Genomic DNA, 15,059 nt, shown 5'->3' on the forward strand with positions numbered 1-15,059 from the left:
GTGTTGCGTGGTTTCGATGACTGGGATTAATGATGTTCTGTTTCCAGAATGACTGCCAGCCATTCGTTCTGTTCGACATAGGGTAATGTGCGGAGCCCGAGGATGACCCCCGTCTGGTTCGCAGAGACCGTCGTGACCTGATCGCCGGTGACCGAGGTGATGGTTCCGAGGGGATCGCCGGTCTGAACCAGATCCATCAGTTTGACAGTCGGTTCAAAGAAGCCCGAAACCGGCGCGTTGTTGTGCAGTTGCAGATGTCCGCTCTCGCTGCGGTCGTCTTCAATGTGGTAGAGAGGTGATTTCCGTTCGATGGAAATCTCCAGCATCTGCAGTTCGGCCATTACAGAGAGACAGCCGGACGTGTAGCCGGTGACGGCATCCTGATTGCAGCCGCTGCCACCACTCCATTCAGCGTAGATGGCGGGGACACCGAGATCACGGGCTGCGGAGAGCGAGCGACCATTCAAATGCGCCGAGGTTCCCCAGACGACGGGCAGATTGAGTGCGAGTGCCATCCTGCGCTGCAGATCCAGGATTTCAGGATCGGAGTGCAGCGTATAACCAGAGAAGGGGGCCAGGTTGGAGATCACGCCTCCGGTATGCAGGTCGATCAGGTAGTCGGTTGACTGAATGAGTTGCGTGGCCTGGCTGGCGATCTGTTCGGTAATGCTGCCTTGCGGCGATCCGGGAAAGGTGCGGGCCAGATCCAGATCGTCCGGACCTGTGCGGCTGGTTCGTTCGTAAGCGGGTTCATTCACGACGGGAACGAGGGTCACCTTGCCGGACAGTTTTGCAGGGTCGATGCTGGTGATCAGTTTGCGGACCGCGGCCATCGGCTCATATTCATCGCCGTGGATGCCTCCAAAAATCAGTAGATGCGGACCGGGCTGAGTGCCTTCAATGATAACCGTTTGGAACAGGCTCTGCTCTGACATGGGACGATTCCTGGCAGGGTGTAAGGAAATGGGGGATCAACTGGGGCGATCGATTTTCCAGTCGATTTTGGCAGAGCTGCGTAATGACTGAATTGTTTTGTCCCAGAGGGAGCGCGAGAGGCTGCGATAAATTTCGCCGCGGACATCTTCCAGACTGAATTGTCCGGGGTGTTTCTTGTTGAGTTGGGCGATGTGAATTCCAAACGGGGTTTGAAACGGTTCGCTGATGGCACCTTCTTCGAGTGGAAAGATCTTCTGCGTTAAGACGAGGGGCATTTTGCCACGATAGGCAGAGGGTACGAGTTTGCCTCCGTCCTGTTTGCTGGGAGCAGTGGAGTGTTGTACGGCTGCTTCTGCAAACGTGAGTTTACCATCAAGAATCTGTTTGCGGATGTCTGCCAGTTGTGCTTTGGCTTTGTCGATGGATTCCTGATTCGAGGGATCTTCCGGTTTCAATAAAATGTGCCTGGCTTCGATACGGGTGCCGTCCAATTCTTCACGATGCTCTGCGAAGTAGTTCTGAATTTTTTCTGGTGTGATCTGGGTGCTGGCATAGATGCTCCATGCAAGAGGCAGTTCGATGGCGGCACGCAGTTTTTCCGGGGGAAATCCCATTTGAGACAAAGTCTGATCCGGATCCCCGTCTGTTTTCCTGATGATTGATCGAATACGGGAAACGCTTTGATCAAGCAGTTCAACGGGGACCTTGATCTTTTTATCAACCAGAAAGTCCTGGATCAGTCGCTGATTGATCAGACTTTCCAGAAGCTGAGCAGGATTCGGTTTCTGATCACCGGCCATTCTGCGGGTGAGTGTAGCGAAATCCAGATCGGCCTGGGTGACCGGATGACCGTTAACCGTGACCAGGACTTTGGTCGTGTCTTTTATTGCCGGAGCCTTATCGGCGGCTGAGAGCGAGTCTGATGCAGGTGCGAACATCAGGAGAGCCAGTGAACTGACGATGAAAATGGAGCGGAGAGAGATAAACATTCCAGGTTGCTTCCTGCGAAAAATCAATTCGAAATCAAAACCGGCTACGCTGGCGTATGATGGCTGATTGTAGTATGTCGGAGTTGACTTGTCAGTCTGAATCCGGTTTGCAAAATAATGAAATTCAAAGTTGGACTCTACCAGGAAACTACATAGAATCATGCGTGTCGGAAACGGTGTTCTGTCTGATTTTGGAAGAGAGCCAGCGTGCGCAGGTTTCTATTTGCAGATCTTGATTCATTTCTAACAGAGGGGACCAGTCTATGTGGTCGATTATTTTCGCAGAAGAAAAACCTGTAAAGACAGCAGATCCACTGCAGGCAGTGGGTGGAATCTGGGATACAGTGAAAGAATATCTGGCAAGGGAAGGAACCCATTTAGGCATTAATATTGTAATGGCCCTGCTGATATTTCTGGTGGGTAAATGGATTACCAACATTCTCAGTCGATTCTGTAACCGGTTGATGAAACAGGCGAAGGTCGATGATACACTGGCCCGTTTTCTGTCAAACATCATCTATACTGTACTGATGGTGGTTGTGATTCTGGCTGCTATTTCAAAACTCGGAATCAATACGAACTCCCTGGCTGCAGTATTAGCGGCAGCTGGTTTTGCGATTGGCATGGCCTTCCAGGGGACGCTGGGTAATTTTGCTTCGGGAGTGATGCTGATCTTATTCAAACCATTTCGTGTGGGGGATTATATTGAAGCAGGAGGAACGTCGGGTATTGTGGAAGAAATTCAGATCTTCTCCACCCATCTGCGAACCGGCGACAACATTGCCATCGTTGTTCCCAATGGTCAGATCTCGGGAGGAACGATCAGGAATTTTTCTAAAAAGCCAACCCGAAGAATCGATCTGGTGATTGGCTGTGGATATGACGACGATCTGAGGGCCGTTAAATCATTTCTGGAAGAAGTTGTGCAGGGAGATGAGAGAGTACTTTCTGATCCTGCTCCCGTTATTGCTGTCAATGAACTGGGTGACAGCAGCGTGAACTTTGTCGTGCGGCCCTGGGTTAATAATGCCGATTACTGGACAACACGCTGGGATCTGACCGAACGGATTAAGCTGGGCTTTGATGAGCGAGGCTTTAATATTCCCTATCCAACCCGTGATTTACATGTTTATAACGACTCGACTGCTACTGGTGACTGATAAAAGCTATTTTACTTCCTACTCCATCCGCCTCACAAAGTCTTGTGACAGAATTCTGTTGTGAGACTTTTTTTACAGATCAGAAGTACCGCAGTGTTGCCTGAAAATTACTTTCCGGGTGGTCCATTTGATTTGAGAGATCGCTTTTTCAAAATCTGATCCCACTTATGTTCTGCTGAATTCGTATAAAAGAAACCATGATTGTCCGTTGATCCTTTCTCTAAAATCCGTTTGTAATACAGTGTTTTATCAGGAAGAGTACGTGTTAAAATTAACACTATTCGGAATAATCGGAACGGAAAGAAATTAAAACGATCTGCTTGTCCAATATGCAGGGAGTTACCTCCACACATTCACTCCAGCTGTAGTTTATACTTGCTTCAGAAGACAGCGGGAACACGGAGTTCACGGTAGATTTTAACCTGAAATAATAAGCTTTCTGACAATTTCCAATGAAATAAGTAACCCGGTTGATCAAACCTGGTAGATGCCAACTCAAGCAGGCCCGAGTTGACTTCTGTTTGGTCAATCGGGTCTTTTTACGCCTTGATTTGAATGAAATGGACCAGGCGGTTTCATATTTGAGACCGGTGCCCGAAATGGGCCAAGATGAAAAAATGAATACCATTGTTTTGCGGGGCATTTGTAATTATGTGAAGAATCCGTATTATATTAAGTTACAGCGACAGGACGTTTCACTTTTCTGCAGCTTTCGCTCGCCAAGTTGCGCCAGTCTGATGAGGGCCTGTTCTCGCTTTTTAATGATGTTCAAGTGATTTGTTGAATTTATCTGGCAACCTGTCGTTGTTAACTTCATTTCTTTCTAAATACGTAGAGTGACTATGCAATCCCCACACCGACCGAGCTTACTACGAAAAATGAACGTTCGTAAGGTTCTGGAAGTAATCCAGAGCCAGGGAACATTAACACGTGCTGATGTCATGCGGTGCTCAGGAATCAGTGCTCCCACGGTATCTAAAGCCGTCAGTGCTCTGCTGGAAGCCGGGCTGCTTGAAGAACGGGAGACGGCCGAGTTTTCTGTAGGGCGTCCGGGAAAATTATTACAGCTTCCCCGATTCAGTGCTCAGGTAATCGGGGTTGTTCTGGAATGGGACTACTGCTCGATCGTGGCGTCTGGTCTGGATGGACATTTGCATGAAGATAAACTGGATCGCTTCAAAACACCGCAGTCCTATTCAGAGCTGATTGAAATTATTTCCGGTAAGATTTTGAACCTGGTTGAGAAGGAAGAGATTCCTGCGCTGGGTGTCGGGATTACCGTGCCCGGTCTGGTGAACAGTAACGATGGTCGCATTTTCCTGGCATCGAACCTGCACATTGTCGATGGTCAGGCTCCCGCAGTCGACATTGCCAGCCGTACTGATCTGGAATGTGTGCTCGTACAGAAATCAACTTCTTTATGTTTATCAGAGAAGACGTATGGAGCAGGGCAGTCCGTAGAAGATTTTATTAACCTGGATGTCACATCAGGATTTGGGATGGGAGTCTTCACTGGTGGTCAGTTACTGGATGGCCAACATGGCCTGGCTGGTGAAATTGCACATATCACAGTGGAACCTGAAGGGGGACGCATGTGTGGTTGTGGAAATCTGGGATGCCTGGAAACCGTTGCCACTGATTTGGCACTGACCCACTACGTTTCGAATCGGCTCGGGAAAGAACTTGAATTTGAAGCGATCGCAGAGCTGGTCAAGCAGGGTGAACTGGATATTACTCCCGAGTTAGACCACACAATTGAATTCCTGGCGATTGGTGTAGCCGCGGCGATCAATATTTTCAATCCGTCGAACATCTTTATCACGGCTCGATTATTCGACCTGCGTGATGACGTGTTTGATAAGATGTGTTCGATTGCAAAGAGTCGCGCCTTACAACCGTCTGCCAGTTCCTGTGAAATCGAACGTTCTAAAGGAAATAAATATCTGGGAGCCGTTGCTGGTATTATTAACCACCTGGCAAATTCATTAGGCCCACGGTTAACTTAACGTACGACAGGTTGATGGAAAGCTTCACAGTGCAGGGAGATCACCAGGAGATGCCATCTGCTGCGGATCAGATTACCCGCGAGTATATTCTGGAATCAATCCATTTACTGGAACAGTCTGTTCATAAAATAGAGCACTGTCTGAACCAGTTGGATCGTAATCAAATCTGGTGGCGGCCTGAACCGGAGCTTAACAGCATCGGGAACCTGATCTTGCATCTTTGTGGCAACTTGAATCAGTGGGCCGTCAATGGGATTCCTGATTTGACAGATGAACGGCAGCGTGCGCTGGAATTCAGCTCAGAAGTCAGACTGACTGTGGATGAGTTAACTGGAATGATAACTCAGACCGTCGCGCAGGCAAGCGCCGCTATTCAATCGCTCTCACCTGAAACCTTACTGGAATCACGAGAAATTCAGGGTTTTACGGTGACCGTCCTGGGAGCCATTTCTCATACGGTTCCCCATTTCGTCGGTCATACCCATCAGATCATCTATCTCACACGTCTGCAACTGGGAAAAGCGTACCAGTTTGACTGGTCCCCAGGTTCGCAGCAGAACCGTGTACCAATTTAGCCAAACTCTTACGGTCTCAAAGTGTTTTCAAATACTCATTGTCTGCGATGATTCGTCAGGAAGAGCTCTGTCGAGAATCTCGTCTTTGAGAGGACGAAGTTTATTTTTAAGAGACAGTATCCACGTTACAATATCAACTCAGAATGTCTGTCTCTTCCTGATGAGGTCCGCAAAGGCGATAATGATATGTCCCGTAAAAGAAAAAAGTCTTTCAGTAAGACTGAGAAACGGGTTTCCAGCAAAACAGTTACTGCAGATCCATCAGAGGCGGGACCCCTTGTGGAACCGGGGCAGCAATCATCCCTGTTTCCCCATGCGAGCCGACTTCCTGTAGAGCTACGCTTTTTGTCGCTGTTGCTGATCTGGACCTTTCTGGTTGCCTGCTTTCCGTTGCGGAATATGGATATCTGGTGGCATCTGCGGACAGGGCAATTGATTCTCGAACGAGGAACCGTGCCGTATTTCGACTGGTTCACTTTCATTGATTATGATCGTCCCTGGATCGATCTGCACTGGGGCTTTCAAATCCTGGTAACCTGGCTTTATCGCTGGGGGGGCGTGGATTTACTGGTACTGACCAAATCGTTCTGCCTGGCACTGACAATTGGTGTCGCCTGGTATGCTTCTGGCAGATCATTGCCTGCCTGCTGGAAAGTTTTGTGCTGGGTCTTACCGGTGATTTGTCTTTCCGGTCGTTCTGTTGTTCGTCCTGAAATGTTATCTCTGCTGTATCTTGCTGTCTGGATGTATGTCATCAGTAGACTGCCCTCGCATCCCAGGCTGATCTATCTGATCCCCATCATCACGCTCCTGTGGGTCAACAGCCATGCCTTATTCGTGCTGGGGCTGGTGGTCAGTGGAATATTTGTGCTGGATTATCTGATTCGGCTCCGGGCCCAGGGACGATTTGGCATCGACGCGCCCAGCGATTCACTGTCTGCTGTCACATTGATCAGAGCGGGTATCTTGACGGTAATTGCCTGTTTTCTGAACCCTTATTTTGAGCAGGGTGTCTTGTTTCCCCTGACGCTTTATGAAAAGTTTTCAGTCGATCAGGCATTTTATTCCGTGAGAGTCGGTGAATTTCAACAGCCGCTGGATTTCATCAGACAGCATGGCCTGGGAAACCTGTTTCTACTCTCACAGGTTCTACTGGCGATACTGACCTTCTGCAGTTTCATTCCTCTGTTACTGTCCAGGCGTGTGAATCCGTTTCGAATCCTGTTGTTCATTGCTTTTACACATCTGGCATTAAAGGCTTCGCGCAATACGGCCATCTTTGCTCTGATATCGGGAATGATCTTATGCGATAATTTATCGGACTGGTTTCGGATGACGGTGTCACGAACAGAGCAGGAGCCAAACGGAGCAGGCGCTGGAAGATCTTTCCGATTTTTCGATGAATCGTTTCTGAAAAACAGTACCAGTACGCTCATCTTGCTGTTTCTGATGACCAGTGTGTTTACCGGTTACTGGCATCAGTGGGGAGGCGAAGGAAAAGTTCTGGGACTGGGAGAGCAGGAAGCATGGTATGCCCATGGAGCTTCGAAATTCGCAGGACAGCCGGGGATGCCGGATCGTGCCTTTGTTTCGAATAATGGTCAGGCGGCCGTTTATATTTTTCATAATGGGCCTGAGAGAAAAGTGTTTTTCGACGGTCGGCTGGAAGTCAATTCCAAAGAGACTTTTCAGTTGTATGAACAGTTTCAACAGCAGATGTCGTATAACACGTCTGGTTGGGCATATCTCCTGGAAGATGAAGACGGGCAACTTCCCGCGATCATTCTGGACAGTCGCTTTTCGCGAAACGAGATTAATGGACTGTTAAACAATCCGCAGTGGCGACTGGTATTTGCCGATCCGGTAGCCGCCGTTTTTCTCGATCAAAAGACAGCAGATCGACTGGCGCTGCCACTGGCAGACCCGACTCCACTACTGTATCCGCCAGGGATGAAAGTTATCAAAAGTGAATGAACAATGGCTGATTGGCAGCTCCTGAATTGACTCAAATTAAGCTGTCAAAATGAATTGGCGCTTGCAAAACGGAGCGGTTCACAGGACATTAGCTTGTACCCGGTCCAGGGGCTGGAAGAATTATTTTGTGTCAAACGACCTGCATGATTCCGCATACAGGTCTCCATCCTATATTTGAAGCAGGGGAAACAACATGAGATTTTCAATGGTCAGAACAAAGCTGATCTATACCATTACGCTGGGACTATTCTTAATGACAGCCGGTCTGCTGCAGGCTCAGGAAGCACAGCAGCAGTCGCACAAAGCGCCATTGTCAAAAATGGAACTGGAGTCGGGAGATTCCATCGTATTTCTGGGTGACAGCATTACTCACCAGTGTCTGTATACGCAATATGTAGAAGATTTCTTTTACACTCGTTACCCCAGGATGCGATTGAAATTCCATAATGCGGGTGTGGGGGGAGCCAAGGCCTGGGATGCGCTGGCGCGTTTTGATCGGGATGTGGCCGCTTACAAGCCCAAGTATGTCACGATACTGCTGGGGATGAATGATGGGCAGTATCAGCCATTCAATGAAGAGATCTTTCAGACCTATTACCATGACATGAAAGAACTGATTACAAAAATTGAAGCCATTGGTGCCAAGCCCATTTTAATGACCCCTACGATGTTCGACGCCCGGGCAGCCAGAATGGGTACGCGAAAGCGTGATCCCAGTGCCGTCGAATTATACAACTCGGTACTTGCCTATTATGGAACCTGGTTGCGTGAAGTGGCAGCGGAATCCGGCTTTGGATTTGTCGACATGTATGGCCCATTAAATAACATTACCATTACCGCACGTCAGAAAGATCCCAAATTTACATTGATTCGTGATGCCATTCACCCTGATGCTCCGGGACAGGTGGTCATGGCTTATGCATTGCTCTCTGACATGAATGTACAACGTCGGGTTTCCCGCATCACGATCAGTGAAAAGGCCAATGGCGAGCCAGCAGCCGTTGTACGGGGAGGCAAACTGACGGATCTGGTATATGATGACGAAGGAGTTTCCTTCACCTGGCTGGCAGACAGTCTGCCCTGGGTTGTGCCCGAAGAAGCGAAACTGGGAGCCGAGCTGACGAAGCTGGGGCATCGCATGAGCCAGGAAGCTTTGTCAATTCACGGACTGCCTGCGGGACGCTATGAACTGTCAATCGACGGTGAAGTAGCTGGTCAGTATTCGAATACGACTTTAGCACAGCATATTGAATTACAGAGTAATCCGAAAACGCCTCAATACCAGCAGGCGATGAAAGTAGCGCTGTTGAACAAAGAACGCAATGATGGGCCTGTAAAAAATAAACGTAACAGCTGGCGCGCGTTTCAGCAGTTCGCCCGCATCAAACGACAACTGGATGCCCAGGCAGGCGAAAAGAATGCTCAGCAGATCGCTCAACTGGACCGACTGGAGAAGCAACTGGCCGGCCAGGAAAAAGTTATTGAAGAGAGTGAAGCAGCTGCGATGGTATTGGAAGATAAGATTTACGAAGTGAATCAGCCTGTGGCGCGGAAATATGTCTTGAAGAAAGTAGCCGCTGGTAAGAAGCAGAAATAACCCTGCAGCGACCCAAGTCAGGAAATTGAAAACAGGCAGCCGGAGAATTCTTCTCCGGCTGCCTGTTTTGTTTATAATTCAATGTGATTTGTGTTTTACAGGAAAACGATCGTTAACAGGATCGACAGAGGCAATAACACAACACAGCTGTAAGCCATATATCCGAAAAAGCTGGGCATGCGAATGTTATTCTTTTCCGCGATCGCCTTGACCATGAAATTTGGACCGTTACCAATATAAGTCATGGCGCCCATGAAGACTGAGCCGAGGCTGATGGCGATCAGTGAGATTTCACTCACTCCAGCGATTGCTGGTCCAGTTGTGCCAGCAGATTTCGCTGTTTCAAAGAAGACCACATACGTCGGGGCATTATCTAAAAAGCTGGAGAGTGTGCCTGTTGCCCAGTAAAACTCCCAGGGGGCATCAATACCGAGTGAACCGCCATAAACGTTCAGGATTTGAACCGGTGCCTGCATACAGATGAAGATCCCGACAAACAATGCTGCGACTTCCAGAATGGCATCGTAATTGAAAGAGTTCTGCTGCCGGACACTTTTAGGTGTGACCAGCAATGAGATTCCAGCGAGTCCGAACATGCAGACTTCCCTGAAAAAGTGCGGCGCATGCCAGCCGTTTGTGTAAGGAACCGGTTTGGATGGATCAAACAGTGCGACACAGAAGATCACCAGGAGCAACCAGAGAAAGTTAAGACCACCTCTGAGTGCGAAAGGCTCAATGGATTCGGGTGGTGCTTCGACCTTTTCCCGGTTTTCCTTTTTATAACGTACCGTGTCATAGATGAAATAAATCGCCAGCAGGCAGAGGTTCATCGCCAGCCACATTGGCCATAGATTGAGTGTCCAGGTAAAAGGAACACCCCGCAAGAACCCCAGGAAAAGTGGCGGGTCGCCGATTGGCAGCAGACATCCACCGGTATTGCAGACGACAAAAATGAAAAAGATGACCGTATGAGCCACGTAGTCACGTTTTGCGTTTGCTTTCAACAGGGGGCGAATCAGTAGCATGGCTGCGCCGGTTGTTCCAATGAAACTGGAGATTGCGGCACCGATGGCGATGATGGCAGTATTCAGCCTGGGGCGGCCGACCAGATTTCCATTAAAAGCAATACCACCACTGATCACATACAGACTGAAGAGCAGGGCGATGAAAGGAATGTATTCTACTAAGATCGCATTTTTCAGAACGACGATGGCAGCCGGGAATCCGGGAGCAGACAGCTCGTGCGTTCCGTGATCGATTACCCCATGCCCATAAATGAATGTGTAATAGAGCAGGGTAACCAGGCCCAGACTGACCGCGACCAGCAGGCGGTTTTTGTTATGTTCCCACCACTCTTCGGTTTTGTGAATCAGGGGCAGAAAAGCAATACACAGTAAAAGCAAGGCAAACGGAATGACACTATAGAAGGCAGGTGGCTCAGCGTGAGCGTGCTGATCTGCGTGTGGTTGTTCCGTGGTGGATACTAAGTGTGTTGCATCCAGTTGCGTAGACGTATCAGCGATTAAGTTCATCTCAATCGCCCTCCGTAGTTTGGGGATTATTGTAAGTGGGTTAAATCTGGAAAATCCATTTTCGTATTGAACTGCGAAAACAAGAACTCTGCTTGTTTACTGGCGGCATGTAAAATCTGTGGATTATGGCATGATCGGAGATTGTGTACAATATCCAGATCGACTTGAATCCAAATAGTATTTATGAATTTGCCAGCTGATTCCGATGTGCATCCGCAGCGATTGAACAGGGTTTCATTTCTGCAAGATATTGCTTAATGAGTTCAGCCGCCTGAGTGCTTTCCAGCAATTCCAGCGAAATTAAAGTTTTCCCGAGCACGATTGGCGGTTCGATCTGTAAAGCCAGCAGGTAAGCCGTCTGTTCCTGGGTCAGGAAATTCTGCTGAATTGCGATTTCACCGAATCGCAGACCTTTGAGCTCCTGCAGTTCCAGAATTTTGGAAACGTCATTCTCGGAGAGCATCTTTTCGGCAATGGCGAGTTCCCCAATTCGTGACTGCTTCTGCTGTTTTGAGCATTTAAGCAGTGCTTTGGATATGGTCGGAATATCGAAGACTTCTTTTGTCACCAGCCAGCGACTGAAGCGGCAGCGTTTGATTAATTTGTGCAGTTCCTGCTCATTTTTGCTGACAATTGAACGAACATGTACCTGGTTTCGCCCGTTTTCTTTGGACTCATACATCGCCTCATCTGCTTCAGCAACCAGTCGTTCTGCAAATCCTGTTAAGTCTCTAGGAGGGATTCCCACGACGGCTCCCAGGCTGGCCGTGACCGGGACTCGGGCTCCTTCGAATTCGATGACTTCGTTTTCGATCAGCTTTCGGAGTCGTTCCGCCAGGTCGCGAATCCCGTTTTCAGTAGGATTATTGACCATGATCACGAATTCTTCACCACCATACCGACAGAAAACGTCTGAGCGTCTTGTGGATTCGCTGGCGACTTTGGCGACACGCTGTAAGACCAGGTCACCGAACTGATGTCCGTAGGTATCGTTCAGATTTTTGAAGCGATCGATATCTGAAAAGATAATTCCAATCGGTTGTGCATCGCGAGAGCAGGAGTAGAGTTCCTTCTCAAAATTTTCATTGAAGTAGCTGCGATTATAGGTTTTGGTCAGCGGGTCATGAATGGCTTTACTCTGGAGCTGTTTATTTTCTGATTCCAGCTTGTTTTTCTGTTCTTCAATGACGGCCTGTCGGGCAAACGCCTGTGTTGTATCGACCTGTGCCTTCATGGTCATCTGCACCAGTTGCTCGTTTGCTTTGGCCATGATTTCAAACGGGGATTCGATGTCATCCATATTAACCGCGAAAATCTGGGCGGCTTCCTCAAAGCGAACCTGTACCTGTTCCAGAAATCCATGCAGGTCATCGTGTGGCATGTTGTAAAATTCAGATGTTAAATCCTGAAGTTTCTGTAATGCCAGCCCACTGTTAACGGAACAGAAGTAGTCCCCAATTGCTGCAGAAGTAGCGATGATGGTGATCAGGTTGAAGTCGGGGTGTGATTCGAGAGTTTTCAGCTGTGCGACAGAGTCATGGTGATGTTGGATTGCAGTCTGGAACTGTTCTGACAATTGCCAGCGTTCCATCATTTTGACACCCACCTCAGCGTGGTTGATTCCCAGTTCTGCTGATTCTACTTCAACAGACTCCCGTTGTTCCGTTTCAGCCTGTTCCAGAACAGATAATAAATCTGTCGGGATAGATCTGAGCATGGCGAGGTGACCAATATCCTGCAGCAGTCCGAGCAGGAAACTGTCGTATTTTAAATCATTTCCGGATTTTGCAGCTAACAGCTCTGCCGCTGCTGACTGGATGATAGACTGTTTCCAGTATGAGTCAAATCGAGATTTGAGTGGACCCTGAGTGATTGCTGATTCAGAAAGTGAAAAGCTCAATGCCAGCGACGTAACGACCATCGTCCCCAGCAGTGGAACAGCCCGCTCAATACCTTTGCATTCTGATCTTAATCCAAAAAATGAAGAATTACTCGCTTTCAAAATCTTTGCAGTAATTGCCGGGTCTGCTTTGATCGTATCAATCACTTCTTTGATATCTGTATCGGGATTCTTGGAAAGATCCAGCAATTTTACAGCGACCGCAGGCAAAGTAGGTAATTGATCAGAAGACCAGATTTTTTCAGGAGAAATCATTTTCTGTGACCTTTAAGGAAATGTAAATCAATCTTTTGAATAGCTGTAATTAAAAAACTCTGTTTTCACCGGACGGTGTCCCGTATTACTGCCGCGTCTCCAGGGGCCTCTGAACCGAGTATTATAGATTGAGAGACGCAATGGTAAATTATGATGCGTATCAGCTGACGATGGTTGTCGCATGCCGAGGGAGTTTCAGAAGAACAGCCATCATTGATCTACCGTGTTGTTTCAAGCGTTAGATGTGACCCAGCGTTCCAGTTTGCTTTTCAAGCTGTCGGGAGTAAATGGCTTGACCAGATAGTCAGAAACACCAGCCTGGATCGCTGTAACGACTCTGGCACGTTCTGCTTCTGTCGTGATCATAATGACGGGAATATCTTTGTTACGCTGACGGATTTCTTTCAGAAGTTGAAGGCCATCCATGTTTGGCATATTCCAGTCACTTAACACGATGTCAAAACTCGAGGCAACAAACAGTTCTAATGCCTGAACGCCGTCTTCAGCTTCTGTTACATTTTCAATCCCCAGTTTCGATAAGCATCGTTTCTGGATGGTCCTCATTGTGCCGGAATCGTCTACAAGTAAAACTTTCATGGAATTAGCCTTTATCTATTTTAAATTCGATTGGTCGTTCAAAATAACGTTTTGTTAAACAGGTCGTTTAGCGATCAGAAAACCCTGCTTCAATAGAAAAGGTTCCGATTTCTGAGTCAAAAGCAATACATATGGGAGACACATTAGATGGATAATGAACCGTGTGCCCCTTGCCAGTAATAATGTTTGGAATACTGATGGAGGCTTCCAGATGTTCCAGTTGTGCCTTCGCTGATCCTGCAATCATGTTTGCCAATTCACAGACTGCATCACAGACTTCGTCGTTGATTTCATTTGTAGAGATACCAACCAGACGATCCAGAACGCCTATGCCGACGCTCTTGGAGAGGCTTAATACAAGCGTCCCGGCTGCTTTTCCAGAAATTCCAATGACGGCACTCAACTCGTGCTGAGGAATGAGGTCCTGTTTCAGACTCAATCCGGTTCGTTTTGGCGTACAACCCAGCATCATTTCAAAAACAGAGATGGTTGCGCTAATGATGGGATTCACAAATTCTGCGGTGAGTTCAGACTTACCGACGGTACTGGTTGACGTCATTATCTAATTCCTGTTTCCTGAGAATCATTCAACTTCAGTGATTCAGTTATTCTGAGAATTTTGTAGAAGTCATGATGTCGATGGATTTCCACTACTGTTGCTCGAAATACACAACAGAAGCCACACGACGAACGATGCTTCAAAATTAAATGTGCACTTACAGCATAGATCACGAAAAAATACATGTGCCAAAATATCAACACGATATTCCAAATAAACATTCTTCGTCTTGTTTGAGATTGCTGAGATTTCCGGCTGTATGAACTGTAGTGGAGGTGATTCCTGCAAAATTAAGGCATATCCCTCCTTGTGAAAAATGAAATTTATTTCCCAGGGCAACTTGCAGGCATTGAAAACATAGGAATCCCTCCTGACATGCTTCAGGTGATCTAATAGACTAGTATATAAGAGTTTATGGAATTCTGCTTTAATAGAGGATGGGATAGTCCTATTTGTCGGTGCAGGAATCAATCACAAGCGTGAGTGAAAATGACGATAAAAGTATAGGTAAGATACTCTATAATCTGACAATTAAGAGTTGAGGAGTCATTTCATTTCTGCATACCATAAGGTTCTGGTAAGTGATATTTAATGAGTTCTTTCGCATGGTATAACTTCAATTCTGACATTGAACATCAGTTAAGAACTTATCAGGGATAAATCGTCATATCTGTAAATGAAGTCTAAAAAACAAATTCAGTCCAACTATTTTGTATGCTGATAGACTTATAAAGTTTCCCGTTAACTAAAAGGCACAACTTGTCAATGGGACAGTTATCACAGCAAGACTGTTTTGAGTTTGTTCAAGACGTTCGAACGACATGTCACCAATTAAATAATTTTCTAACTATTTTACAGTGCCAACATGACTATCTTAGTGGATTGTCATCCGGTGAGATTGAGTCGGAGCTAGCAGGCGTCCTGCGGGATTTAGTCCCACCGATTGAATCTGCTACCAGCGATGTGCTCGAGCTTTCAA

The 15,059-nt window shown here is 47.4% G+C and carries 11 protein-coding genes; 5 read left to right on the top strand and 6 right to left on the bottom strand.

Going from position 1 to position 15,059, the window contains the following annotated elements:
- Positions 1-26 precede the first annotated feature (26 nt).
- Together GmarT_RS01805 and GmarT_RS01810 are read right to left on the bottom strand one after the other, a co-directional pair.
- Positions 27-935: a succinylglutamate desuccinylase/aspartoacylase family protein gene (locus GmarT_RS01805; RefSeq protein ID WP_002648935.1), complete on the bottom strand. Its 909-nt coding sequence runs from the start codon at positions 933-935 to the stop codon at positions 27-29.
- A gap of 36 nt (positions 936-971) precedes the next feature.
- Positions 972-1,925, bottom strand: coding sequence for a peptidylprolyl isomerase (locus GmarT_RS01810; RefSeq protein ID WP_002648934.1), 954 nt, complete (start codon positions 1,923-1,925; stop codon positions 972-974).
- A 263-nt stretch (positions 1,926-2,188) separates the two neighbouring features.
- Between GmarT_RS01810 and GmarT_RS01815 the strand changes: the two genes are divergently transcribed.
- The 5 genes from GmarT_RS01815 (at position 2,189) to GmarT_RS01835 (ending at position 9,237) form a co-directional block, all read left to right on the top strand.
- Positions 2,189-3,085: a mechanosensitive ion channel family protein gene (locus tag GmarT_RS01815; protein WP_002648933.1), complete on the top strand. Its 897-nt coding sequence runs from the start codon at positions 2,189-2,191 to the stop codon at positions 3,083-3,085.
- 878 nt (positions 3,086-3,963) lie between these two features.
- On the top strand, positions 3,964-5,091 hold the full coding sequence (locus GmarT_RS01820) for an ROK family transcriptional regulator (protein WP_002648931.1): 1,128 nt from the start codon (positions 3,964-3,966) through the stop codon (positions 5,089-5,091).
- A gap of 50 nt (positions 5,092-5,141) precedes the next feature.
- Positions 5,142-5,666, top strand: a complete 525-nt coding sequence (locus GmarT_RS01825; protein WP_044240008.1) for a DUF1572 family protein — start codon at positions 5,142-5,144, stop codon at positions 5,664-5,666.
- A gap of 186 nt (positions 5,667-5,852) precedes the next feature.
- On the top strand, positions 5,853-7,640 hold the full coding sequence (locus tag GmarT_RS01830) for a hypothetical protein (RefSeq protein WP_002648929.1): 1,788 nt from the start codon (positions 5,853-5,855) through the stop codon (positions 7,638-7,640).
- A gap of 193 nt (positions 7,641-7,833) precedes the next feature.
- Complete coding sequence (locus GmarT_RS01835; RefSeq protein WP_002648928.1) at positions 7,834-9,237, top strand: SGNH/GDSL hydrolase family protein; 1,404 nt, start codon at positions 7,834-7,836, stop codon at positions 9,235-9,237.
- A 95-nt stretch (positions 9,238-9,332) separates the two neighbouring features.
- On the opposite strand, the gene GmarT_RS01840 is transcribed toward GmarT_RS01835, so the two are convergent.
- The 4 genes from GmarT_RS01840 to GmarT_RS01855 all read right to left on the bottom strand — a co-directional run bounded on the left by GmarT_RS01840 (position 9,333) and on the right by GmarT_RS01855 (position 14,080).
- Positions 9,333-10,769, bottom strand: coding sequence for a sodium:proton antiporter (locus GmarT_RS01840; RefSeq protein WP_149302405.1), 1,437 nt, complete (start codon positions 10,767-10,769; stop codon positions 9,333-9,335).
- 181 nt (positions 10,770-10,950) lie between these two features.
- Complete coding sequence (locus GmarT_RS01845; RefSeq protein ID WP_002647349.1) at positions 10,951-12,924, bottom strand: sensor domain-containing diguanylate cyclase; 1,974 nt, start codon at positions 12,922-12,924, stop codon at positions 10,951-10,953.
- 231 nt (positions 12,925-13,155) lie between these two features.
- On the bottom strand, positions 13,156-13,521 hold the full coding sequence (locus tag GmarT_RS01850; RefSeq protein WP_044238638.1) for a response regulator: 366 nt from the start codon (positions 13,519-13,521) through the stop codon (positions 13,156-13,158).
- A gap of 67 nt (positions 13,522-13,588) precedes the next feature.
- Complete coding sequence (locus GmarT_RS01855) at positions 13,589-14,080, bottom strand: chemotaxis protein CheX (protein ID WP_002647347.1); 492 nt, start codon at positions 14,078-14,080, stop codon at positions 13,589-13,591.
- Between the last annotated feature and the right edge of the window lie 979 nt (positions 14,081-15,059).

Source organism: Gimesia maris (genome assembly GCF_008298035.1).
GTDB classification, from domain to species: Bacteria; Planctomycetota; Planctomycetia; order Planctomycetales; family Planctomycetaceae; genus Gimesia; species Gimesia maris.

Excerpts from the sequence above, each read along its gene's own strand:
- GmarT_RS01805 (WP_002648935.1), bottom strand. The coding sequence starts at position 935 with ATGTCAGAGCAGAGCCTGTTCCAAACGGTTATCATTGAAGGCACTCAG.
- GmarT_RS01845 (WP_002647349.1), bottom strand. The coding sequence starts at position 12,924 with ATGATTTCTCCTGAAAAAATCTGGTCTTCTGATCAATTACCTACTTTG.
- GmarT_RS01835 (WP_002648928.1), top strand. The coding sequence starts at position 7,834 with ATGAGATTTTCAATGGTCAGAACAAAGCTGATCTATACCATTACGCTG.
- GmarT_RS01815 (WP_002648933.1), top strand. The coding sequence starts at position 2,189 with ATGTGGTCGATTATTTTCGCAGAAGAAAAACCTGTAAAGACAGCAGAT.
- GmarT_RS01850 (WP_044238638.1), bottom strand. The coding sequence starts at position 13,521 with ATGAAAGTTTTACTTGTAGACGATTCCGGCACAATGAGGACCATCCAG.
- GmarT_RS01820 (WP_002648931.1), top strand. The coding sequence starts at position 3,964 with ATGAACGTTCGTAAGGTTCTGGAAGTAATCCAGAGCCAGGGAACATTA.
- GmarT_RS01825 (WP_044240008.1), top strand. The coding sequence starts at position 5,142 with ATGCCATCTGCTGCGGATCAGATTACCCGCGAGTATATTCTGGAATCA.
- GmarT_RS01855 (WP_002647347.1), bottom strand. The coding sequence starts at position 14,080 with ATGACGTCAACCAGTACCGTCGGTAAGTCTGAACTCACCGCAGAATTT.
- GmarT_RS01830 (WP_002648929.1), top strand. The coding sequence starts at position 5,853 with ATGTCCCGTAAAAGAAAAAAGTCTTTCAGTAAGACTGAGAAACGGGTT.
- GmarT_RS01840 (WP_149302405.1), bottom strand. The coding sequence starts at position 10,769 with ATGAACTTAATCGCTGATACGTCTACGCAACTGGATGCAACACACTTA.
- GmarT_RS01810 (WP_002648934.1), bottom strand. The coding sequence starts at position 1,925 with ATGTTTATCTCTCTCCGCTCCATTTTCATCGTCAGTTCACTGGCTCTC.